This is a genomic window from Paenibacillus sp. V4I9 (genome assembly GCF_030817295.1).
Classification (GTDB): Bacteria; Bacillota; Bacilli; order Paenibacillales; family NBRC-103111; genus Paenibacillus_E.
Genome location: NZ_JAUSZE010000001.1, coordinates 1710786 through 1731324, shown reverse-complemented (window position 1 = coordinate 1731324; position 20539 = coordinate 1710786). Strand labels below are relative to the sequence as shown.

Below are 20539 nucleotides of genomic sequence, written 5' to 3'. Positions count from 1 at the left end.
ATCATATTGAAATTATTCTTCATGAACAATTCCTTTATTTCTATATCATGTATAGCCCTAAACTATATCTTCAAGGGCGAAGCTAGTATAAGCACTATCTATACGATATATAGACAAATTCATATTGATAGTTGCCTATCATAGCTAATAAGATAAAGTTGAATAAACTTCCAATTGAAAGAAGTTTAAGTAATTAGGATAATTCCCGGCCGGATGAATTGTTCTTTCTATCATTAACAAGGAGGAAATTCTATGGGAGTACGTTTTTTAAAAATGGCAGTCGTTTATATTTTGGTTGGTATTAGCATCGGTATTTACATGGGTATATCACTTAACTTTGCATTAACGAGCGTACATGCTCATACAAATCTTTTCGGGTGGGCAACATTGGCTCTTTGCGGATTTACGTATCTTCGTTTTCCCAAAGCAGCAGAATCTCCTCTAGCTAAGTGGCACTTCTGGTTGCAAGGCATCGGCCTACCCATCATGCTTATCACCCTAACCTTGATGGCCCATGGCTACGCTCCAAATTGGGTTACAATGCTAAAACGTATTGGTGAATCTGTAGCTGGAACCGGTATCTTGATTTTTGCTATTAATGTTTTTACTAACGTGAATGCAAAGGACATTCCTACTAAACATCAGCATGATGTTTCCATGTAATACTCAAGTACTTTCTTAAAAGGCGGGTGTGAAAATAATGAAGGTAAAATATCTAACTGTTATGATTTCCATCATAACTATGCTTTTCGCAGCTGCTTGCTCTAAACAAGAAACCCCTACTTCAAATTCGAGCGCTTCGAGCACTTCAAGCGCTTCTATTAGTGACGGTGAACTACTGTACAAAAAAAGCTGCATTGCATGTCATGGCAACAACCTGGAAGGTGGAGTTGGACCGAAATTACAAAAAATCGGTTCTAAACTAAGTGTTGATCAGATTAAAAACCAAATTGTAAATGGTCGAGGTGGTATGCCTGCGGGAATCCTCAAAGATGAGGATGCTCAAAAAGTAGCCGTCTGGTTAGCAAAACATAAATAATCAAATGGAAAAAGCAAAAGAACAATCAATAGAACAATCAAAAGAACAAGGGGGATTATTTTGGCTAACGAACCGTTGGACAACTCGTCAAATTTCTCATTAATTACCGGTATCCTTTTCTGGTGTGCATTAGTTGTGGTATCTTGTGTGTATTTAACGATTCCATTAATAACGATTATTTCAGATGTATTCAAGGTGTCGTCTTCTCAAGCCGCTTGGGCCGGCAGTGCTTTTTCGTTTGCCTTTGCAGGTGGAGGTCTATTCTTTGGAGTTTTATCCGATCGTTATGGACGAAAAAAAATGATGTTATCAGGGTTACTATTGCTCACTGTAATAACTCCTCTAATCGGGAGTGTCAGCAGCTTTTCTTGGCTTGTTGCCCTTCGAGCCTTCCAAGGTTTAGCAGCGTCCATGTTCCCTCCGTCTGTCTTGGCTTATGCAATGGAAATGTTTCCGATAAAAAGAAGAGTAACCATTATTGGATTCATCAGTACGGCGTTTTTAATGGCCACTATCGTTGGACAAATATATAGCAGCTTTATTGTTTTGAACTTTAGTTTCTCTTATGTTTTCTATCTTCTTTTTGCAGTTTATTTAATATCCTTTATCTTAATTATCTTTTTTATTCCAAAAGACAAAACAAAGCAACCGGATGGCAGCTTCTTTTCTCCCTTTTTGCGAATAGGCGATATTTTTAAACGGAAGGGCTTGCCTCTTTGCTACATCATTTCTGCTACTCTCTTTATTTCGCTTGTCGGTTTTTTTACGACACTTGGAAGTTATTTAAACAGTTCTCTCTTCGGATTAAGTCATCAAGATATTCTATGGGTCCGTGCGGTTGGTATTATCGGAATGCTAGTAGCACCGTTTGATGGAAGATTGGTTGCGAAATTTGGAGTCAAAAACGTTTTATGGTGTGGATTGATCTTTGCTGGAATCGGCTTGGGTTTGTTAGGCCTCTGGGCGAACCTCATTTTTTTAGTATCGATGAGCGTTGTGTTTATTACGGGAATTGCTTTGGCTCTTCCCGCATTGATTTCACTAATTGGTCACATTGCGGGAGAGATCCGGGCGATCGCGGTTTCGTTCCACATGTTTATGGTGTTCATAGGTGCATCACTTGGGCCGATCCTTTCAATTTATCTGATAAATCACGGAGGCCATTTATTAGCTTTTGAAGTATTAGCTGGATTGTTGTGTTTAAGCTTGATTGTCCCCTTTTTGATTCGTATAGAAGAATAAAAAAAGCGCACCTTTGAATAGACTTCGGATAACCTAATTGGTTCTTCCTTTGTCTATCTGGGTGCCACATTATTGTTCAAAAAACTCGCAGCAAAATCTGCAGGTTACGCTAATTATAAATCTTTAGTGAATTCTGGAATATAATTAATAAAGGATCGGGCTGTATAAGGCATCAATTTATCTTTATGCATGTAAATCTTAACCTCACGAGTAGGTTTAGGATCAATTAATCGGATAATTTTTATATTTGGACAATTGTAGCTTTCAACAAGACGGAGGGACATAATTGTTGCCCCGACTCCAAGATGTACCATATTAAGCAAGGTTGATGTTGACGTTGTTTCTACATTTAAGAAAAGAGAAATACCTGTTTTATTTATATAATCATCAAGTTTTTTCCGGAGTTTGGTATCTTTAACAAACAATACATTTGGTAACTTTTCGAGCTCTCGAAATGGAATCTCTACTTTTTCTGCCCAAGGATGGTCTTTAGAAACCACTAAAGCTAGTTCTTCGTTGAATAAGTGGATGCAATCGATATGTTTGTTCGGTTCCAAATCGGCAGATATTCCGATATCGATTTTATTTTGCAGTAACTGTCCCGATGTATCTTCCATATCAACAAATTTTATTGAAATATTCGGGTACTCTTCATTGAATTGAACAAATCTTGGCATTAAATAGGTCAGATCACTAGGAAAGATACCAATGATCATCTCGAGTTTCTGACCATTTATTAATTCAGATGTTTCTATTCGGGAATCTTTAATAAGCTGCATTACACTAATCCCCTTCTCATAAAGGATTTTTCCAGCCTCATTAATCTCTATCCCTCTTCCGACTCGATCAAATAATGGAGTGCCAAATTCTTGCTCCAACACACGAATTTGTTGACTTAATGTGGGTTGAGAAACCATCAACACTTCTGCAGCTTTAGTGAAGCTTCCTTCTTTGCAGATCTGAATAAAATATTCTAGTTGTCGAAATTCCATTTACTCACCCTGTTCCATGAATATTTGATGTATACAAACTACGAATGACCAAAGTATTCGATAGGATCGTTGACGGAGGTTTTTTATGCCCTTACCTAAAAATCGAATCGTGCCTGATAAGAAAATATACTTCCGCACGGAACTGCAAAATTGCCCTCATTGCGGAGCAACCTTAAAGCGTAGTCATACCGCTTGGAAGAAAAATATCTCTACCTTAACCGGGGTTATTCAAGCTTGGAATATGGCCTATAAATGTACAAATCCACAATGTAATTATCCTAAAGCGTACTACAAATCCGCCGAAGCTGATCTGCTCTGCATGAAGCATACCTCTTATGGATTTGACGTTCTTGCTTTGGTTGGACAATTGCGATTTAAGCATCATATGACGATTGCTGAGATTACAGAGGAGCTAAATAGCCGAGGAATCACAACCTCGGAGCGAAACTCTCAAAGGCTTTACGAACGTTATCTAATGTTACTCAAGTCTAGTGTTACGGAACATGTCAAGAACGTCCTCAATCAAACCGTTAATGATCACGGCGGAATTATAATCTCCATGGATGGTGTCGAACCGGAGAAGGGAAATGAAACCCTCTATGTCATCCGGGAGATTTTTAGTGGCACCATTCTTGTCGCGGAAAATTTGAAAAGCAGATCCGCGGAAGAATTAAAGAAACTGATTCAACCTGTCATTGACCTCGATTTTCCGATCATCGGAATCGTAAGCGATTGCCAACAATCGATCCGAAATGTAATGCAATCCCTTTTACCCGAGGTTCCCTATCAGTACTGCCAATACCACTATCTGAAGGACATCGCCAAGCCTATCGTCGACCTGAACCGGAAACTGAAAACAGGTTTGAAGAAAAGCCTTCGCGGTATACGGGAAGTGGAAAGAAAGATCGAACAAGATGATTCTCCGGAAACCGAAGTGGCCAAGGATTATATTGCGAAAGTCCGATCTTTATAGTTGAGAAACGTTATTGTGAGTTAATTGGTCAGTCGTAGTATATAAATGATATAATATAACTTAAAGTTAATAAAATGAGAGTTAATCATAAGGGGCATACCAATTTTGTTATGACAATGGACATTAAAAAAAGATGACTCCCGACGAATTCAGGAGCCACCTTATGGCAGTATAGCACTGGGTGTTAGTTGTCGAAATTCCACTTACTCACCCAGTTCCATGAATATTTGATGTAATAAATGATATAATATGACATAAAGATAATAAAATGAAAGTTAATACATAAGGGGCATATCAATTTAGTTATGACTAATTGCCAAATACAATTATTTGTAAAAGTCGCTGAATCCGGTAGTTTCACAAAAGCAGGCCAAGAACTTAATATGACCCAACCTGCTGTCAGTCGTGCAATTCTTGCTCTAGAATCAGAGTTGGATGTAACGCTTTTTATCCGTGATCGAAAAAAGGGGCTGATGCTCACCGATATAGGAAATCGGATCCTTATTTTGTTTCGAAACATATTGAAAGAATTCGAGAAAGTTGAACAAGAGGTGGCCGCCGAGAAAGGGCTCGAAGTCGGAATGATCCGAATCGGAATATTTCCGACTGCTTCAGCCGTCATTTTGCCTAAAATCATTCGTGAAATTCGGGATAGATATCCTAATTTGAAGTTTATCCTTCATGAAGGAACAATCATCCAAATTAAAGAATGGTTGGTATCACGTATTATTGATATCGGACTGATTATACCTCCGAACGATGAGCTGAATATAATCCCCTTATACAATGAAGAAATGTTTGTAGTCTTTCGAGATGACCACCCATTACATAGCCGTTCTACAATCCAGCTTCAAGACCTGGATAATGAACCGATGATTTTTTGCAAAGGAGGTTATGACACATTTATTTTTGAACTTTTTGAGAAAGCCAATATAACTATTAATATAAAATATGCGTTCCAAAACGTTAACATCGTACTATACATGATACAAGAAGGACTGGGTTTGGCTATCTTACCAAAGCTTTCATTGTCAACGTTGCCGCCTAATGTTATAACTCGCAGCCTAGATCCTATACTGTTTAGAGAAATTAACCTGGCAGCTCCTTCATTAACAGAATCTTCGATTGCTGTAAAATTGTTTATCAAAACCATAACAGATCTCTTTCCGCATACTGGGGAAATTCAGTAACATGCAGAAGCCAAGAAAGAATAAAGAATAAGCTTAGTCCGGTTAAAGTCACCGGACTAAGCTTATTCTTTATTCAACATCATTATCGGCTATCGGTTGATATTTCATTCCGATTTCTTAAGCACGAGGTGCACTTTCAAACTTGCCTTTGTGCGTCAAATCACAGAAAGGTTTTTGACTTGATAATCCACAACGACAAAGAATGAAAGATTCTGTTGTCTCAAAGCGATTCCCTTCTGTATCCACCATTTCTACCTTACCCATTATTCGTAACGGACCGTTATCAATTACTTTAATCGTTACATCGGACATATATCCCAAACCCTTTCTATCTCGAATCTATTTATTGTCTCCAACAGTTCCATCAAAATACGAAGCAATCCAAGTCGCAGAAACCGGGGCCATGATGATGGTGATTGCAGCTATGATGATGATGTCCCTGTTGCGGCACATGCAGCCCAGTACCACCGCCTCCATGATTGTAGGCATTATAGTAACCGCCATAGTAATTGTGTGGCGCCCAATCCGGACTGGCTTTAGGAGCTGGGGGCGACAGTTTTTGAAACTCAAACGTTCCATAAACAATCTTTCCGCCTACGACTGTAAGCACCGATTCGATGCGTTTGATTTCTTCATCTGAAACGCGGAAGAAGTTGTCAGACAAGATCGATAAATCTGCATATTGCCCTTCCTTAATTTGACCCTTCACGTCCTCCTCTTTCGAAAACCAAGCATTTCCGGTCGTATACATACGAAGTGCTTGGTAGCGATCAACTCGATTAGAAGCGGGGTACAAGCTTAGCCCACCAAGAGTTTTTCCAGTCACTAGCCAATAAAGTGCAACCCACGGGTTATAACTAGCTACCCTTGTAGCGTCCGTACCCACACCTACACGCAATCCGGCAGTAAGCATCTTTGTGATAGGTGGCGTGTTTTCGGCTGCTTCAGCTCCGTACCTGTCGACGAAATATTCCCCTTGAAAAGCCATCCGGCTTTGGACTGCAATCGAACCGCCCAATGCGACGACACGTTCCAAATCCTTCTCTCGGATTGTTTCGGCATGATCTAAAATCCAGCGTATATCTTTGAATGGAACTTCTTTATTTACACGTTCAAATACATCGAGAAAGCGCGAGATGGACTCACCATACGTTGCGTGGAGCCGGAATGGCCAACGACTCTGTACCAGATGCCGGGTAACCCCATATAAATCATTTTCTAATACAGCAGGCAATTCCGGACGGGGTTCGACAAAGTCTTCAAAATCAGCCGCGCTGTACACAAGCATTTCACCGGCGCCGTTGTGTCGATAGTAAGGGCTTCCTGTATATGGCTGCGACGTGGACGTCCATGATTTAAAATCGTCCAGTTCGTGATTTGGATGTTGTGTAAACAGGTTGTATGCCGTGCGGACGGTAATCTCCCCACGTTTGTCCAGTTCCTCATAAACTTGATAATCATCGGGGTAATTCTGGAAACCGCCGCCTGCATCAATAACGCTAGTAATTCCAAAGCGATTCAATTCCCTCATGAATAACCGTGTGGAGTTCATTTGATCATCATATGAAAGTTTTGGTCCTTTTGCTAGGGTAGCATACAGGATCGTTGCATTCGGCCGTGCTATAAGCATCCCTGTTGGATTGCCATTGCTATCCCGCTGAATTTCTCCACCTGGCGGATTCGGAGTATCCTTTGTATATCCGACCACACGTAAAGCTGCTTTGTTTAAAAAAGCTTGGCGGTATAAATTAAGTATGAATACGGGAGTATCTGGAGCTATTCGATTAATTTCATCCAATGTTGGCATCCGGCGTTCCCTAAATTGAAACTCTGTCCATCCACCTACAACCCGAACCCAATGTGGTGCAGGCGTACGGTCCACTTGGTTTTTTAACATACGCAAGGCGTCAGCCACCGATGGCACTCCATCCCAACGAAGCTCCAAGTTATAGTTCAATCCACCACGTATTAGATGCATATGAGAATCATTCAAACCTGGAATCAAAAGGCGCTTGTTCCCATCCACAACTTGAGTAGTTGGTCCTTTATGCCGCATAACGTCGGAATCGTTACCTACGGCGATGAAACGGTCTCCTTTAATAGCAACAGCTGTTGCGACGGGATTAATTTCGTCCATCGTCACAATTTCAGCGTTGTGAATCAATAAATCAGCCTCTACAATAGTCTCTTGCGGCATATTTTATTCTCCTTTAATGGTGATGGTATTAAAATAAATGATGATTTAACTATGATTTAACAGTAATTTAACCCACGGGATAAGTCGTTGTCCTAAAAACATACCGAATAGACCTATCAACCCCAACATTGGTGGTGCGGGAGACGGTATGCGGAGGGTCTGAAAAACAATCCCGATAGCGAGTCCAGTACCTAAAGCTAATAATACAGACCACATAAATATGCCTCCTTTCTTGTAGACCTTGGACTAATTCTATTAGCAAAACAAAGTATCTATCAATATGCTTTTCTCTATGTAACATATAGGGAGTACTTATATTTATGTAGACGAACGATATTATAGTTTCAAGCTATAGAACGTATAGAAAAAATAGAATTGATTGATATATCTCGTTTTCAATAATATAAAGGCATACGACGGACTTCATAACTAGTTATCTCGAAATGCCGTCGTAAAACAATAAAAGAAAGTTGGGATTCTATTTGTTTAATGACAAAAGCGATTTGCTGACTGCAGACAACTCTGCCGTCATCCTTATCGACCATCAACCACAAATGCTGTTCGGCGTGCAAAGTGCCGATAGACAGACCGTCATCAATAATACGGTGGGACTGGCTAAAACGGCAAAAGTGTTTAATGCACCCATCATATTAACTACCGTTGCGGCTGATACCTTCTCAGGTCCACTCCACCCGCAGATTCAAGAAGTTTTTCCCGATCAAAAACCTATCGATCGGACAAGTATGAATTCGTGGGAAGACGAAAACTTTTTAGCTGCAGTCAAAAAGACTGGCCGCAGGAAGCTTGTCATTGCTGCACTGTGGACAGAAGTATGCCTAGCTTTCCCCACAATATCCGCAATTAAGGACGGTTACGAAGTTTACATTGTAACCGACGCTTCGGCTGGAACCTCTGTAGAGGCGCATAATATGTCCATTCAACGTATGATTCAAGCAGGTGCGATTCCGGTTACTTGGGAATCTGTTCTTCTCGAATATCAACGCGACTGGGCTCGTCAAGAGACTTACGATGCTGTTATAGAAATTGCCATTCAACATGGCGGTGCTTACGGCGCGGGTGTATTTTATGCCCATACGATGTTTGGCGCGCACGAAGGGGCATAATGTTTGCCAAAATATAGACAAGTTGATAAGGTATCTGTTATTTCCATATAAAAGGAGCTAAAAACCATGAAAAAATTACTTACAAGCCGCACAGTAACAACACTTGCACTTTTAACTGCTGTCGTATCGACAAGCGCATTCGGATCTATGCTCGTTGCAAAGGCGGAAACGCCTGCTGCCACTGCCGCTAGCAAAGACAAAGCTGCCATTAAGGCAAAGGCGGTTCCGTCTCCACGATTGCTGACGCCAACGAACCATACGCTGCTTATGATCGACCACCAACCGCAAATGGCATTTGGTACATCGTCTATTAACATCCAGGAATTGCGCAATAACGTGACTGGTCTTGCCAAAGCAGCTAAAGCTTTCAACGTGCCAACCGTTCTAACTACTGTTGCTGCAAAGTCGTTCAGCGGACCGATTTTCCCTGAAATTCAAGCGGTATTCCCTGATCAAGAGCCAATTGACCGTACGACAATGGATGCCTGGGAAGATCAACGAGTTGTTGATAAAGTGAACAGCTATGGTAATAAAAAGCTCGTCGTTTCTGGTCTATGGACAGAGGTTTGTGACTTATCTGCTGTACTTTCTGCGATCGATCAAGGATATGAAGTATACATCGTAACCGATACTTCAGGCGGCGTATCAAAAGAAGCGCACGACATGGCCATTCAGCGCATGATTCAAGCCGGCGCAACACCAATCACATGGGAACAGTACCTGCTAGAATTGCAACGTGACTGGGCACGCTCCGAAACTTACAAAGCGACAACAGATATCGCTAAAGAACACGGCGGCGCATACGGTCTAGGTATTATTTACTCGCAAGAAATGTTCGGCGGTAAAGAGGGACATTAATCTCTAAGAGACGCGTTAGACAGATATAACGACCTTATAGCTGATATCTTAAATATATTTAATGTAAAGATTAAATTCATTAATAAAAGGAGCTAACTTAACATGAAAAAATTACTTACAGGCCGTACAGTAACAACACTTGCACTTTTAACTGCTGTCGTATCGACAAGCGCATTCGGATCTATGCTCGTTGCAAAGGCGGAAACGCCTGCTGCCACTGCCGCTAGCAAAGACAAACCTGCCATTCAGGCAAAGGCGGTTCCGTCTCCAAGATTGCTGACGCCAACGAACCATACGCTGCTTATGATCGACCACCAACCGCAAATGGCATTTGGTACATCGTCGATTAACATCCAGGAATTGCGCAATAACGTGACTGGACTTGCCAAAGCAGCAAAAGCTTTCAACGTGCCAACCGTTCTAACTACCGTTGCTGCAAAGTCGTTCAGCGGACCGATTTTCCCTGAAATTCAAGCAGTATTCCCTGATCAAGAGCCAATTGACCGTACGACAATGGATGCCTGGGAAGATCAACGAGTTGTTGATAAAGTGAACAGCTATGGTAATAAAAAGCTCGTCGTTTCTGGTCTATGGACAGAGGTTTGTGACTTATCTGCTGTACTTTCTGCGATCGATCAAGGATATGAAGTATACATCGTAACCGATACTTCAGGCGGCGTATCAAAAGAAGCGCACGACATGGCCATTCAGCGCATGATTCAAGCCGGCGCAACACCAATCACATGGGAACAGTACCTGCTAGAATTGCAACGTGACTGGGCACGCTCCGAAACTTACAAAGCGACAACAGATATCGCTAAAGAACACGGCGGTGCATACGGTCTAGGTATTATTTACTCGCAAGAAATGTTCGGCGGTAAAGAGGGACATTAATCGATTAGCAAGAGAAAATTCACGGAGCAAGATATTGCTTCGTGAATTTTTTCATCAATGAAATTGATTGGTTCGAATAAGTGTTAAATTCAAGATATTAGGAGATTACAAACAATATGAAAAAGCGTCTATCACTGCTACTTTCTTCAATAGTTGCACTTTCGATGTTTTCTTCCGTCGCATTCGGTAAAACATCAGATGACTTCACGGATTTGAAAGATCTTGATGCATCGACAAAAGTGAAATTTGATGCAATGTTCAGCGCCGGTATCTTTAACGGCGTAAGCGAGACCACATTTGGTCTAAAAGATGAAATGAACCGTGCGCAGTTTGCTAAAGTAGCAGCATTGATCATGGGTCTTGACATCAACATGGACCTGCATCAATCAAGCTTTACTGACGTTAGCATGAATGATCCGGCTAACGGCTATGCGCTTCCTTACATCGAAGCTTTGAAGGCTGCAGGTGTGACGGACGGCTATAGCGAAGGCACGTACAACCCGGCGGGTAAAGTATCCAAAGAACAGCTGGTGACATTCCTGGTTCGTGTACTTGGCAAGGATGCTGATGCCAAAAGCAAAACCTTCACAGACAAAACCGTTTCTGACTGGGCGCGAGGCTATGTAGCTCTTGCTCTTGAATTGAAACTTTTCCCGATTCCTGAAGGTAGTTTCGGTGGGGCATCCAACGCGACTCGCGATCTGCTTTTGCTTGGCGCCTACGAGGCGAAGCAGCAGCTGATGCCAGCCGGGGAACAAATGATTCACATTAAAGACTTTGCTTTCAATAAAAATGTCTTGACTGTGAAGACTGGCACAAAAGTAACGTTCATGAACGAAGAAGATGTCCCCCATACAATCGTAAGCGATGGGTTATTCGACTCACGCAAAGAAAATAGCGCTGGAATCAAAAAAGGCGAGAGTTATAGCTTCACCTTTGATAAACCAGGTGTATACAAAATCTACTGTTCCTATCATCCTTTTATGACTATCAAGATAACTGTTCAGTGAGGGTGCAATCCTATGAAAAAAATACTAATTGCAGTCGTCTTATTATCAGGCTTTTTACTGACAGGGAATTCATACATGCGGTCACCGGCTACAGTTATGGCGGCCGCACAACTTGAGCCTAACTGGACGTTTGACGATGTCGTTGAACAGATGCATCAGGATTGGATCGGCGGGACTGTGAAACCGGAAGAAATGACTGGACAAGTTCGAGAGTTTAATGTGCACATTGAAGAGATCGAACATGAGTTGACCGATGGCGTCAAGATCAAAGCATGGGCATATGGTTTAGAAGGGCAGCCTGCCACTGTGCCAGGCCCTCAAATCCGCGTCAAAAAAGGCGATCTGGTCCGAATTGTGATCAAAAACAATTCGACACAGCCGCACTCTTTACACCCACACGGTATTACCAGCGTAGATATGCTGAATGATGGTGTTCCTCACATCACAGGTAACTACATTATGCCTGGAAAATCTTATAATTATGAGTTTGTAGCCAAAGAAGCAGGTACTCACTGGTATCATTGCCATGTGCAAACATCCCTTCACCAGGATATGGGAATGTACGGTTCATTAATTATTGAAGATACCGAGAAGCCAAGCTGGGACAAAGAATTTACAATGATGCTGGACGAGTGGGACACTCATCGCGACCCGGCAAATGCAACTGCGAGACCAACCTACAATTACTTTTCCGTCAATGGCAAATCGGGGCAATCTGTTCCCGATATGGTGATTAAAGATGGCGAGATCGCTCGCATTCGCCTGATCAACGCAGGCTTTGAAGCTCATGCTATGCATCTTCATGGAACGCACTTTATCGTCATTGCGAAGGACGGATACAAAGTGCCTGAGCCTTATAATATGGATACTGTGAATATCGCTCCAGGTGAAACTTATGACGTCCTTGTAAAAGGACGGGACGGTGTATGGCCATGGCACGACCATAACTCCTTGGCCGCGACGGATGACGGCGTGTACCCAGGCGGCATGCTGATGCATGTACGCGGTTCAGGCGATAATAAGTTCAACCCAGATACGAAACCGACGTTAGTGTCAGTTGAAGGCCACATTCATGCTTCTGATGAACATGTGCTGACCACACATGGAGATCCTTTATTCATCAAAGAGAAAATGACCTACAACAGTGAAGAATGGCTCAATGCTTCTCCAGAACGAAGAGCACAGCTCCACGAGCAAAACATGGAATGGGGTCAATCTATCGATGCCGTTTACAATACAGTTTCCGGCACATGGTCATTTCATGGCAATGTCAGTGAAAACACACAGCATATTGACGCCACAAGTGGAGCCCTGCCCTATCATCATCACTGATTAATGGGTGATTGATAAATGAAGCCATGAAAAGGAAGTAAATGAAAAGTGACACCAATTCAGGTAAACGAATGGCTGGACGAATACAATGATTATATGCTGCTCTATAAAATATTCGGTGATCAAACTTATATTGATGAAGCAGAAGAAATATTGAAGAGCATGAAAAAGTATGTTTGTAGAATGCTAATGCTTGAAAACTTTAAACTTACAGCATAGGAGGCATTTTTCATGTCAAAACAGACGACAGGTATCCATCACATAACTGCATTTGCAGGTGATCCTCAAGCAAACGTTGACTTTTACGCCGGAATCCTCGGCCTGCGCTTAGTAAAGAAAACAATTAACTTTGATGCTCCCGATGTATATCACTTATACTTTGGTAATGAAGCAGGGAGCCCAGGCACTATCATCACGTTTTTTCCATCGGCTGGATCACCCAAAGGGAAGATAGGCGGCGGCCAAGTCGGTATTACCACCTATATCGTACCTCAAGGTTCGCTAGACTTCTGGGAAAACCGTCTGATAAATTTTGGAATTACAGTTAAGAGAGTGAGCCGTTTTCAAGAAGATTATCTGCAATTCACGGACAATGAAGGACTGGGCCTTGAATTAGTTGAACGAAATGAGGGACCCAACAGCAAATGGGCATTCAATGGTATACCAGCAGATAAGGCGATTAAAGGGTTCGGAGGAGCTGTGTTGTACAGCGTCAATGCAGAGAGCACTATGGATACGCTGCAAAACATCCTCGGTCTGACTAAAGTCGCAGAAGATGGCGAGTACGCTCGTTTTCAGGCAACCGGAGAAATCGGCAACATCATTGACGTACCTCTTGCTAGCATGGATTGGGGCGAAGGTGGGGCTGGAACGGTTCATCATATTGCTTGGCGTGCAAACAATTTTGATGATCATAAAGAATGGCAAAAGGAAGTAATGCGCAAAGGATTCCGACCAACTCAAATTATTGACCGTCAGTATTTCAATGCCATTTATTTTCGTGAATACGGTGGTATTCTTTTTGAAATTGCTACAGATCCTCCAGGCTTTGCAAAGGATGAGCCTGCTGAATCGTTAGGCGAGAAAATAATGCTGCCAGATTGGTATGAGAAGCATCGTGCTCAAATTGAAGCGAATCTGATACCTATTCAAGTAAGAGAACTGGCGGGGGAACAGTCATGAAACATATATTTGAAAAAGGTACCAGAATGGATGTTCCGACATTAGTTCTTTTTCATGGTACAGGCGGAACCGAACGCAGTTTGCTTACTTTAGCCAAGCGAATTTCTCCGGAATCTTCTGTCCTAAGTCTGAGAGGTAATATATTAGAAAACGGAATGCCGCGTTTCTTTAGACGACTTGCCGAAGGTGTGTTTGATGAGGAGGATTTAATTTTCCGCACAAAGGAAGTCTACGAATTTCTCGATACAGCCGCAGCCGAATATGGATTTGATCGAGGCAATTTAGTGGCTATTGGTTATTCTAACGGAGCCAATATAGCAGGAAGCCTTCTATTCCATTATCAAAATGTATTAAGAGGTGCTATTCTTCATCATCCAATGGTTCCACGAAGAGGCATTAAACTACCGGATTTATCTGATACCCCAATATTTATAGGTGCTGGTACTAATGATCCGATCTGTTCTGCGCAAGAAACCGAAGAGCTTCAAAACCTGCTTCGTGAAGCCGGAGCATCTGTTGATGTACATTGGGAGCATTTTGGACATCAATTGACAACTAGTGAAGTGGATGCAGCCGCGGTTTGGTTTAAGGAAATTTTGTTGTAAATTTGTTTAGAGCATTCGATTTTAATAAAGTCTTATATGTTTTTGAATGGAGCGTTCATACGTTGTCTTCAAAAAGAAAAAGCGCTCCCGGATCGCACCCCTGATATCCCGCTCTGTTGCAATCGTTGTGGGCGTTGCTCGATACATAAACATGGAAACGAGTCTTCGCCTATTTAAAAGCTTTATTTTGGTATGGGTGTAACCCGTCAACGTGAGTCTAGAGCACGTGTCGATTTTAAGCTGTCTGACATACAATTTGTGCAAGCACACCCTCGATAAACTGAACAAACAAATACACATGCCAAGCAAGCTGCTTAATTTTTTTCAAACGTCACTCTATTTTTGGGCTAGTCTCGCCTCGGATAAATTGAATTATGAAATTGAGTCTTGCTTGCATTAGCATTATTTCAATAAAAGTTCGAACCGCAAGTTTTTGAAATGTATTTTTACGATAGCTAAGCTTTATTTCTCTTGTAGGTATAGGATCAGTTACTCGAATAATTTTTACTTTGGGATGGTTATAGCTTTCAACGAGTGGTAAGGATAATAATGCTGCTCCATATCCATGATGCACCATACAAAGAAGGGATGACGATGAAACTGTTACAACCGTTGAGTTTAAGGTCATACCTAATTTCATAGCATAAGAATCAATAATTTCCCGGCACATGGTAGATTGAAAAAACAATAAGGTATCTAATTGTTCTAGCTCGTGAAATGAAATCATCGCTTTTTCTGCCCAGGGATGGTTTTCTGAAACAATAAGTACCTGCTCTTCTTTGGTTAAGTGAATACTATCTATATGCTTGTTTTGTTCCGAACCCGTAGTTATTCCGATATCGATTTTATTTTGCAATAACTGTTCCGAAAAGTCTTCAGTTTCTACAAATTTCAGAGAAATATCTGGATACTGTTCACGAAATTGAGCAAAGTCTGGCATAAGATAGAAAAGATCACCTGGTAATACGCCGATTATAATCTCGCCTCGCTGAATATTTTTTAACTCATAGATTTCTATTCGAGATTCTTCAATAAGTTGCTTCACTGAAAGTCCCTTATCAAGCAGAATTTGCCCTGCCTTCGTAATCTGAATCCCTCTTCCGACTCTATAAAATAAAGGAGTGCAATATTCATCCTCTAACACACGAATTTGTTGACTTAAAGTAGGTTGGGAAACCATCAATACTTCAGCGGCTTTAGTGAAGCTTCCTTCTTTACATATTTGTATAAAATAATCTAGTTGTCTTAATTCCATTTGATACCCCATTTATATGATTATGAAATTACCTGTTAAGTGAAATGAAAGCATGCAAAAAGAACTTAACTTTGGAATGCGTGAACCATTCCCTTAAACTTCAGTACACATCATTCTATAAGTTAGCCTACTATCAATCAATATCAGTTTAACTATGTGACGTATAGGCATTGCTTATGTTTTCCATCTGCTTAGTCCAGTAACGAATGCGGCATTTAAGGATTTCGTAAAGAAAAACTTTCTTTCAACATGATCCCTTGAAACACTGCTTTGGCAATCTCTTCTTTTCTACCCTCGGTACGTTTAAGCGGCCATTCCATATTAGACTGTCCGCCTACTATCCATACTTCTCCTATCAAAATATCATCCAGCACAATCGTGTCTTCACTGCTAGAGATGGTCATTGTAAAAGGCCCGCCAGCTTGTTTAGGAGCAAGCTTAACAAACCATTGCCCCCGCCTCAATTATCCATTTCATATCCACATCCAAAAATGCAAACTGATTCACTTTAATCATGAAATCAACGGTTTTCGTTTGCCCCGCTTCAAGCGCAATTCTCTTAAAGCCGGCCAGTTCCATATTGGGACGCAGCATACTTGAAACTTCATCGGTTACATAAACCTGTACGACTTCCTCACCATCCTCCTAAAGGAATCATTAGTCTGCTACTATAGGGACGAATTCGCTAGTGTGACCTGTCTTTTTTATTTTTTGGATGCTAGCCAGCTGGCCAACGTTTCAATTTCTTGCTTGTTCAGTTTATCTTTGAAACCACATGGCGCCGGAAGAGACAGTAATTGATTCCAGTTCGTTAACTAAGTTTCGTAAACTACGGCTAAAGAACCTGTATTTGTTCGACATGCTGATCAATAAGACCGTTGAAATCGCGATTGAAAAGGGGATTATTCAGAGCAAAGCGATTATGTCGATGCGACCATACGAATGCGCGTTACAATCAGAAATCCCCTCGAGAAATTTTGCAGACCGTTCCCGAAAGCAGAGAAAAGCCATCTACATGGCCAACGAATCCTTGAAAACCAAGTTCGGCGATTCCCTCCCTTTTGTACTTTAATAGGCCAGTCATGATTGGGCAACGCTATTTTAGTGAGGTAAACATGAATTCGAACATAACCTGCCCAAGAGGTAATAAGGCTGCCGCTTGAACCTGCGGCAGCCTCATCACAGCTTTGATGAAACATATACGGGTACTTATTTTTTCGTGATCAATTCTAAATCTACCGGAATAAATTTTTCAACTTGTTCGCCTTTTAGCACTTTCAATGCTGTTTTTACAGCTGTGTCTCCGATGGATGCCGGTTTTTGAGCTACTGTTGCGGCAAGTTTCCCGTCATTTACGGCTTTAACCGCGTCATCTGTAGCATCGAAACCAACTACAGCAATATTTTTACCAGAAGATTGAATCGCTTGAAGGGCACCTAATGCCATTTCATCATTATGAGCAAATACAGCCTGAATATCTTTATTTCCTTGCAAAATATTTTCCATAACGGAAAGCCCTTTTGCTCTGTCGAAATCAGCAGGTTGAGAAGCAATCACTTTTACCCCAGCTTTTCCGTCAACAGCATCATGGAAACCTTTTCCACGATCACGTGCTGCAGAAGTTCCTGCGATCCCTTGAAGTTCAACAAGATTACCTTTGTCACCAAGGGTTTTCAAAATAAAGTCGCCTGCCATTTTACCGCCTTTTACATTATCTGAAGCAATGTGAGTAACGACTGTTCCGCCATTGGCTGCACGGTCAACCGTAATTACAGGAATATTGGCCTTATTTGCAGATTGAACCGCAGTAACAATAGCATCGCTATCTGTCGGATTGATAAGAATTACGCTTACCTTTTTCTGAATTAAATCTTCAATACCGCTAATTTGTTTCGCTGTATCGTTTTGAGCATCTACAACGACCAGTGTAGCACCAGCTTCTTTTGCCGCTTTATCCGCACCGTCTTTCAAGGTGACAAAGAATGGATTATTTAAAGTGGAAACGGAAAGCCCAATTGTCATTTTGCCTGCAGCTGCTTTGCTATCAGTGGTAGCTGATGGTGCAGCAGTAGCTCCTCCCTCAATTTTAGATTGTGTCGAACAACCAGCCAGTATCAGGAACACCGCTACTACGGCAGATAATACGAGATTCATTTTTTTCATGGTAAACTCCCCTTTGATGTGTTTTATTTTCGAGCCTTCGATCGGTCTAACAATACTGCAATTAAGATGACTACCCCTTTAACCACCTGTTGATAAAAGGATGAAACATTTAATAGGTTAAGACCGTTATCCAATACACCAATAATCATGGCACCAATCAATGTACCGACAATCCAACCTCTTCCCCCAGATAAGCTGGTTCCGCCAAGAACCACAGCTGCAATCGCATCCAACTCAAACGCTCCTCCTGCTGTCGGCTGAGCGGAGTTAAGTCTGGAAGTTAGAATGATACCGCTAATTGCAGCTAATAGACCGCTAATCGAGTAAACCAAGATTTTTACTTTCGATGTGTTAATACCTGAAAGCCAAGTCGCCTCCTCGTTGCTGCCGAGCGCGTAGACACGTCGACCAAAAGTTGTATGCTTTAAAATGATATATAAAACTGCAAATGCAATAACCATCCATATAATTGGCATTGGAATCTGCAGAAAATACCCTTTCCCTAACAAAGCGAAATCCTCTTTGAAGCCCGTGATTGGCCTTCCCTGCGTATAAACTAAGGTAAGTCCGCGGAATACTGTCATCGTTGCCAGTGTCGCAATAAATGGAGCTACCTTGCCTTTCGTGATTAATAAGCCGTTGATCGCACCCATGACAAGACCGCCAATTAGACCGATTCCTACAGCTAGCCACGTATTCATTCCGCTTGCCATTAAACCAGCCGTAAAAGCACTTGATAAGGCCAGTATGGATCCTACAGAAAGATCGATTCCCCCAGTCAGAATGACGAATGTCATACCGAAGGCAATAAGAGCATTAATCGAAATTTGACGTAGAACGTTAAAAATATTACCAACGGTTAAAAAGTCACCGTTCACTACCGACAAAATGACTACAATTAGAACCAATCCCAATAAAGACCCCAGACTCTGCATCTTACCGATTTTGGGTCTGCTTAAAGCTTTACCGTCAACCTGCATGTCGGTTCCCTCCCCCTGTTGCACTTAACATAATTTTTTCCTGACTAGCATCTTCTTGTGTAAATTCACCGCTTATTTTCCCCTCGTGCATGACAAGTATGCGGTCGCTCATTCCTAAAACTTCCGGAAGCTCGGAAGAGATCATAAGAATGGCTACACCTTGCGAAATTAGTTCATTCATTAGATCATAGATTTCTTTCTTCGCACCGATATCAACTCCGCGTGTAGGCTCATCCAATATCAATACTTGCGGGTTCGTGGCCAACCATTTCCCGATGACCACTTTTTGCTGATTACCTCCGCTTAGAGAGCCGACCTTCTGCTCACTGTTTGGTGTTTTAATCAGCAGTTTTTTTATCATGGAATCCGATAGTTCCCGTTCCTTCGAACGATTCATGAAACCAAATGATGATAATATCTTCAAATTCGGAAGAGCTAGATTGTCGTTGACCGAAAGGGGGAGGAGCAGTCCCTCATCTTTCCGATCTTCCGTGATTAAGCCAATACCAGCGTGAATGGCATCAATTGGTTTCTTAATTGAGACTGGTTTTCCGTTAATGGAAATCGTTCCACGATCAATAGACGTCACTCCGAACAGTGCTTTCGCCAGTTCTGTTCTTCCAGCACCCATAAGTCCGGCGATGCCTACGATCTCTCCAGCCCTTACAGATAAGGAAATGTCATGGAGCTTCCCTTTTTGAGTCAACCCGTTGACCGTCAGTTTTTCTTCTCCTAGGGTGACTTTTACTTTAGGAAAACGGTCTTTAATTTCCCTGCCAACCATCATTTTGACGAGATGATCCATCGTCGTATTGGCAATGTACTCGGTTCCAATATAATGTCCATCGCGCATCACCGTAACTTGATCGCAAATCCTAAAGATTTCTTCCATCCGATGGGAAATATAAATCATGCCGACACCCTTTTCCTTAAGGGAAGCGATGACCAGGAATAATGCCTCAATTTCACGGTCCGTGAGAGCCGCCGTCGGCTCATCCAAAACAAGAATTTCTGCTTTCATAGATAACGCTTTCGCAATTTCGACCATTTGCTGTTGACCTACAGAAAGCTCATTAACTAACGTACCCGGATCAATATTCAAACCCAATTGAGATAAATAACGATGAGACTCTTGTCTCATCCGTCTCCAGTTAATTAGCTTCGACTTCCCATAAGTGAATTCTCGGCCAAGAAAAATATTTTCCATGACCGTTAAATGGGGAACCATATTTAGCTCCTGATGAATAATAACGATGCCTAAGTTTTGCGCCATGGAAGGTGATGCAATATCGTAAACGTTTCCATTAACAGTAATGGACCCACTATCCTTTGTATAAATTCCACCTAATATTTTCATTAGCGTAGATTTACCAGCCCCATTTTCCCCCATCAACGCATGAACTTCTCCGCGATGCAGGGTAAAATCAACCTGCTCTAGCACCTTAACTCCAGGGAAACTTTTACTGATTCCCTTCATTTCTAACAATTTGGACGTCATTCCAA

At 41.7% G+C, this 20539-nt stretch carries 22 protein-coding genes and 2 pseudogenes; 14 read left to right on the top strand and 10 right to left on the bottom strand.

Annotated features, from left to right (window positions below; genetic code table 11):
* Positions 1 to 252 precede the first annotated feature (252 nt).
* The 3 genes from QFZ81_RS08150 to QFZ81_RS08140 are packed head-to-tail and all read left to right on the top strand — an operon-like array spanning position 253 to position 2281.
* Positions 253 to 663, top strand: a complete 411-nt coding sequence (locus tag QFZ81_RS08150) for a heme-copper oxidase family protein (protein WP_307445774.1) — start codon at positions 253 to 255, stop codon at positions 661 to 663.
* A 37-nt stretch (positions 664 to 700) separates the two neighbouring features.
* Entirely contained in the window at positions 701 to 1039 is a 339-nt protein-coding gene (gene cccB / locus QFZ81_RS08145) for a cytochrome c551 (protein WP_307445777.1), read from the top strand.
* Positions 1040 to 1099: 60 nt separating this feature from the next.
* The gene (locus QFZ81_RS08140) at positions 1100 to 2281 is read left to right on the top strand and encodes an MFS transporter (RefSeq protein ID WP_047685738.1); all 1182 of its coding nucleotides are present in this window, start codon (positions 1100 to 1102) and stop codon (positions 2279 to 2281) included.
* A 113-nt stretch (positions 2282 to 2394) separates the two neighbouring features.
* On the opposite strand, the gene QFZ81_RS08135 is transcribed toward QFZ81_RS08140, so the two are convergent.
* Positions 2395 to 3273 (bottom strand): LysR family transcriptional regulator, encoded by an 879-nt coding sequence (locus QFZ81_RS08135; protein WP_307445780.1) that lies wholly within the window; start codon positions 3271 to 3273, stop codon positions 2395 to 2397.
* 85 nt (positions 3274 to 3358) lie between these two features.
* Between QFZ81_RS08135 and QFZ81_RS08130 the strand changes: the two genes are divergently transcribed.
* Entirely contained in the window at positions 3359 to 4246 is an 888-nt protein-coding gene (locus QFZ81_RS08130; protein WP_307445782.1) for a transposase, read from the top strand.
* Positions 4247 to 4551: 305 nt separating this feature from the next.
* Positions 4552 to 5436 (top strand): LysR family transcriptional regulator, encoded by an 885-nt coding sequence (locus QFZ81_RS08125; protein WP_307445784.1) that lies wholly within the window; start codon positions 4552 to 4554, stop codon positions 5434 to 5436.
* Between the two features lie 117 nt (positions 5437 to 5553).
* On the opposite strand, the gene QFZ81_RS08120 is transcribed toward QFZ81_RS08125, so the two are convergent.
* The 3 genes from QFZ81_RS08120 to QFZ81_RS08110 are packed head-to-tail and all read right to left on the bottom strand — an operon-like array spanning position 5554 to position 7849.
* Positions 5554 to 5748 carry a CDGSH iron-sulfur domain-containing protein gene (locus QFZ81_RS08120; protein ID WP_047685744.1) on the bottom strand — a complete coding sequence of 65 codons (195 nt, stop codon included), beginning with the start codon at positions 5746 to 5748 and terminating at the stop codon, positions 5554 to 5556.
* 52 nt (positions 5749 to 5800) lie between these two features.
* Positions 5801 to 7633, bottom strand: a complete 1833-nt coding sequence (locus QFZ81_RS08115) for an amidohydrolase (protein ID WP_307445787.1) — start codon at positions 7631 to 7633, stop codon at positions 5801 to 5803.
* A gap of 45 nt (positions 7634 to 7678) precedes the next feature.
* Positions 7679 to 7849: a DUF1427 family protein gene (locus QFZ81_RS08110; RefSeq protein ID WP_084595459.1), complete on the bottom strand. Its 171-nt coding sequence runs from the start codon at positions 7847 to 7849 to the stop codon at positions 7679 to 7681.
* 266 nt (positions 7850 to 8115) lie between these two features.
* Here QFZ81_RS08110 and QFZ81_RS08105 point away from each other — a divergent pair, with 266 nt between their 5' ends.
* The 8 genes from QFZ81_RS08105 (at position 8116) to QFZ81_RS08070 (ending at position 14638) form a co-directional block, all read left to right on the top strand.
* Positions 8116 to 8757 carry a hydrolase gene (locus QFZ81_RS08105; RefSeq protein ID WP_307445790.1) on the top strand — a complete coding sequence of 214 codons (642 nt, stop codon included), beginning with the start codon at positions 8116 to 8118 and terminating at the stop codon, positions 8755 to 8757.
* 267 nt (positions 8758 to 9024) lie between these two features.
* On the top strand, positions 9025 to 9615 hold the full coding sequence (locus QFZ81_RS08100; protein ID WP_307449985.1) for a hydrolase: 591 nt from the start codon (positions 9025 to 9027) through the stop codon (positions 9613 to 9615).
* 303 nt (positions 9616 to 9918) lie between these two features.
* A complete protein-coding gene (locus tag QFZ81_RS08095) occupies positions 9919 to 10509 on the top strand; it encodes a hydrolase (protein ID WP_307449985.1) in 591 nt (196 codons plus the stop codon).
* Between the two features lie 116 nt (positions 10510 to 10625).
* The gene (locus QFZ81_RS08090) at positions 10626 to 11519 is read left to right on the top strand and encodes an S-layer homology domain-containing protein (RefSeq protein WP_307445792.1); all 894 of its coding nucleotides are present in this window, start codon (positions 10626 to 10628) and stop codon (positions 11517 to 11519) included.
* A gap of 12 nt (positions 11520 to 11531) precedes the next feature.
* Positions 11532 to 12851 carry a multicopper oxidase family protein gene (locus QFZ81_RS08085; RefSeq protein ID WP_307602205.1) on the top strand — a complete coding sequence of 440 codons (1320 nt, stop codon included), beginning with the start codon at positions 11532 to 11534 and terminating at the stop codon, positions 12849 to 12851.
* Positions 12852 to 12899: 48 nt separating this feature from the next.
* Entirely contained in the window at positions 12900 to 13070 is a 171-nt protein-coding gene (locus QFZ81_RS08080; protein ID WP_307445797.1) for a hypothetical protein, read from the top strand.
* A 12-nt stretch (positions 13071 to 13082) separates the two neighbouring features.
* Entirely contained in the window at positions 13083 to 14033 is a 951-nt protein-coding gene (locus QFZ81_RS08075; RefSeq protein ID WP_047685668.1) for a ring-cleaving dioxygenase, read from the top strand.
* A complete protein-coding gene (locus QFZ81_RS08070; protein WP_307445800.1) occupies positions 14030 to 14638 on the top strand; it encodes an alpha/beta hydrolase in 609 nt (202 codons plus the stop codon). Before QFZ81_RS08075 ends, QFZ81_RS08070 begins: the two co-directional genes overlap by 4 nt.
* A 331-nt stretch (positions 14639 to 14969) precedes the next feature.
* Here the strand turns inward: QFZ81_RS08070 and QFZ81_RS08065 are convergent, their stop codons facing one another.
* From QFZ81_RS08065 to QFZ81_RS08055, 3 genes and pseudogenes are all read right to left on the bottom strand, one after another.
* Positions 14970 to 15893 (bottom strand): LysR family transcriptional regulator, encoded by a 924-nt coding sequence (locus tag QFZ81_RS08065; RefSeq protein ID WP_307445802.1) that lies wholly within the window; start codon positions 15891 to 15893, stop codon positions 14970 to 14972.
* A gap of 215 nt (positions 15894 to 16108) precedes the next feature.
* Positions 16109 to 16297, bottom strand: a complete 189-nt coding sequence (locus QFZ81_RS08060) for a hypothetical protein (RefSeq protein ID WP_307602203.1) — start codon at positions 16295 to 16297, stop codon at positions 16109 to 16111.
* A gap of 34 nt (positions 16298 to 16331) precedes the next feature.
* Positions 16332 to 16514: pseudogene (locus QFZ81_RS08055) on the bottom strand (fibronectin type III-like domain-contianing protein); the annotation flags it as partial.
* A gap of 154 nt (positions 16515 to 16668) precedes the next feature.
* Here QFZ81_RS08055 and QFZ81_RS08050 point away from each other — a divergent pair.
* Positions 16669 to 16944: pseudogene (locus QFZ81_RS08050) on the top strand (IS5/IS1182 family transposase); the annotation flags it as partial.
* Positions 16945 to 17102: 158 nt separating this feature from the next.
* Here the strand turns inward: QFZ81_RS08050 and rbsB are convergent.
* From rbsB to QFZ81_RS08035, 3 genes are read right to left on the bottom strand one after another with little or no spacing between them, the layout of a single operon-like run.
* Complete coding sequence (gene rbsB / locus QFZ81_RS08045; RefSeq protein ID WP_307602201.1) at positions 17103 to 18056, bottom strand: ribose ABC transporter substrate-binding protein RbsB; 954 nt, start codon at positions 18054 to 18056, stop codon at positions 17103 to 17105.
* Between the two features lie 23 nt (positions 18057 to 18079).
* The gene (locus tag QFZ81_RS08040; protein ID WP_047673457.1) at positions 18080 to 18991 is read right to left on the bottom strand and encodes an ABC transporter permease subunit; all 912 of its coding nucleotides are present in this window, start codon (positions 18989 to 18991) and stop codon (positions 18080 to 18082) included.
* Between the two features lie 34 nt (positions 18992 to 19025).
* On the bottom strand, positions 19026 to 20534 hold the full coding sequence (locus tag QFZ81_RS08035) for a sugar ABC transporter ATP-binding protein (RefSeq protein ID WP_307602199.1): 1509 nt from the start codon (positions 20532 to 20534) through the stop codon (positions 19026 to 19028).
* Between the last annotated feature and the right edge of the window lie 5 nt (positions 20535 to 20539).

Excerpts from the sequence above, each read along its gene's own strand:
- QFZ81_RS08070 (WP_307445800.1), top strand. The coding sequence starts at position 14,030 with ATGAAACATATATTTGAAAAAGGTACCAGAATGGATGTTCCGACATTA.
- QFZ81_RS08125 (WP_307445784.1), top strand. The coding sequence starts at position 4,552 with ATGACTAATTGCCAAATACAATTATTTGTAAAAGTCGCTGAATCCGGT.
- QFZ81_RS08090 (WP_307445792.1), top strand. The coding sequence starts at position 10,626 with ATGAAAAAGCGTCTATCACTGCTACTTTCTTCAATAGTTGCACTTTCG.
- QFZ81_RS08040 (WP_047673457.1), bottom strand. The coding sequence starts at position 18,991 with ATGCAGAGTCTGGGGTCTTTATTGGGATTGGTTCTAATTGTAGTCATT.
- cccB (WP_307445777.1), top strand. The coding sequence starts at position 701 with ATGAAGGTAAAATATCTAACTGTTATGATTTCCATCATAACTATGCTT.
- QFZ81_RS08100 (WP_307449985.1), top strand. The coding sequence starts at position 9,025 with ATGATCGACCACCAACCGCAAATGGCATTTGGTACATCGTCTATTAAC.
- QFZ81_RS08060 (WP_307602203.1), bottom strand. The coding sequence starts at position 16,297 with ATGACCATCTCTAGCAGTGAAGACACGATTGTGCTGGATGATATTTTG.
- QFZ81_RS08115 (WP_307445787.1), bottom strand. The coding sequence starts at position 7,633 with ATGCCGCAAGAGACTATTGTAGAGGCTGATTTATTGATTCACAACGCT.
- QFZ81_RS08095 (WP_307449985.1), top strand. The coding sequence starts at position 9,919 with ATGATCGACCACCAACCGCAAATGGCATTTGGTACATCGTCGATTAAC.
- QFZ81_RS08135 (WP_307445780.1), bottom strand. The coding sequence starts at position 3,273 with ATGGAATTTCGACAACTAGAATATTTTATTCAGATCTGCAAAGAAGGA.
- QFZ81_RS08085 (WP_307602205.1), top strand. The coding sequence starts at position 11,532 with ATGAAAAAAATACTAATTGCAGTCGTCTTATTATCAGGCTTTTTACTG.
- QFZ81_RS08110 (WP_084595459.1), bottom strand. The coding sequence starts at position 7,849 with ATGTGGTCTGTATTATTAGCTTTAGGTACTGGACTCGCTATCGGGATT.
- QFZ81_RS08130 (WP_307445782.1), top strand. The coding sequence starts at position 3,359 with ATGCCCTTACCTAAAAATCGAATCGTGCCTGATAAGAAAATATACTTC.
- QFZ81_RS08065 (WP_307445802.1), bottom strand. The coding sequence starts at position 15,893 with ATGGAATTAAGACAACTAGATTATTTTATACAAATATGTAAAGAAGGA.
- QFZ81_RS08075 (WP_047685668.1), top strand. The coding sequence starts at position 13,083 with ATGTCAAAACAGACGACAGGTATCCATCACATAACTGCATTTGCAGGT.
- QFZ81_RS08150 (WP_307445774.1), top strand. The coding sequence starts at position 253 with ATGGGAGTACGTTTTTTAAAAATGGCAGTCGTTTATATTTTGGTTGGT.
- QFZ81_RS08035 (WP_307602199.1), bottom strand. The coding sequence starts at position 20,534 with ATGACGTCCAAATTGTTAGAAATGAAGGGAATCAGTAAAAGTTTCCCT.
- QFZ81_RS08120 (WP_047685744.1), bottom strand. The coding sequence starts at position 5,748 with ATGTCCGATGTAACGATTAAAGTAATTGATAACGGTCCGTTACGAATA.
- rbsB (WP_307602201.1), bottom strand. The coding sequence starts at position 18,056 with ATGAAAAAAATGAATCTCGTATTATCTGCCGTAGTAGCGGTGTTCCTG.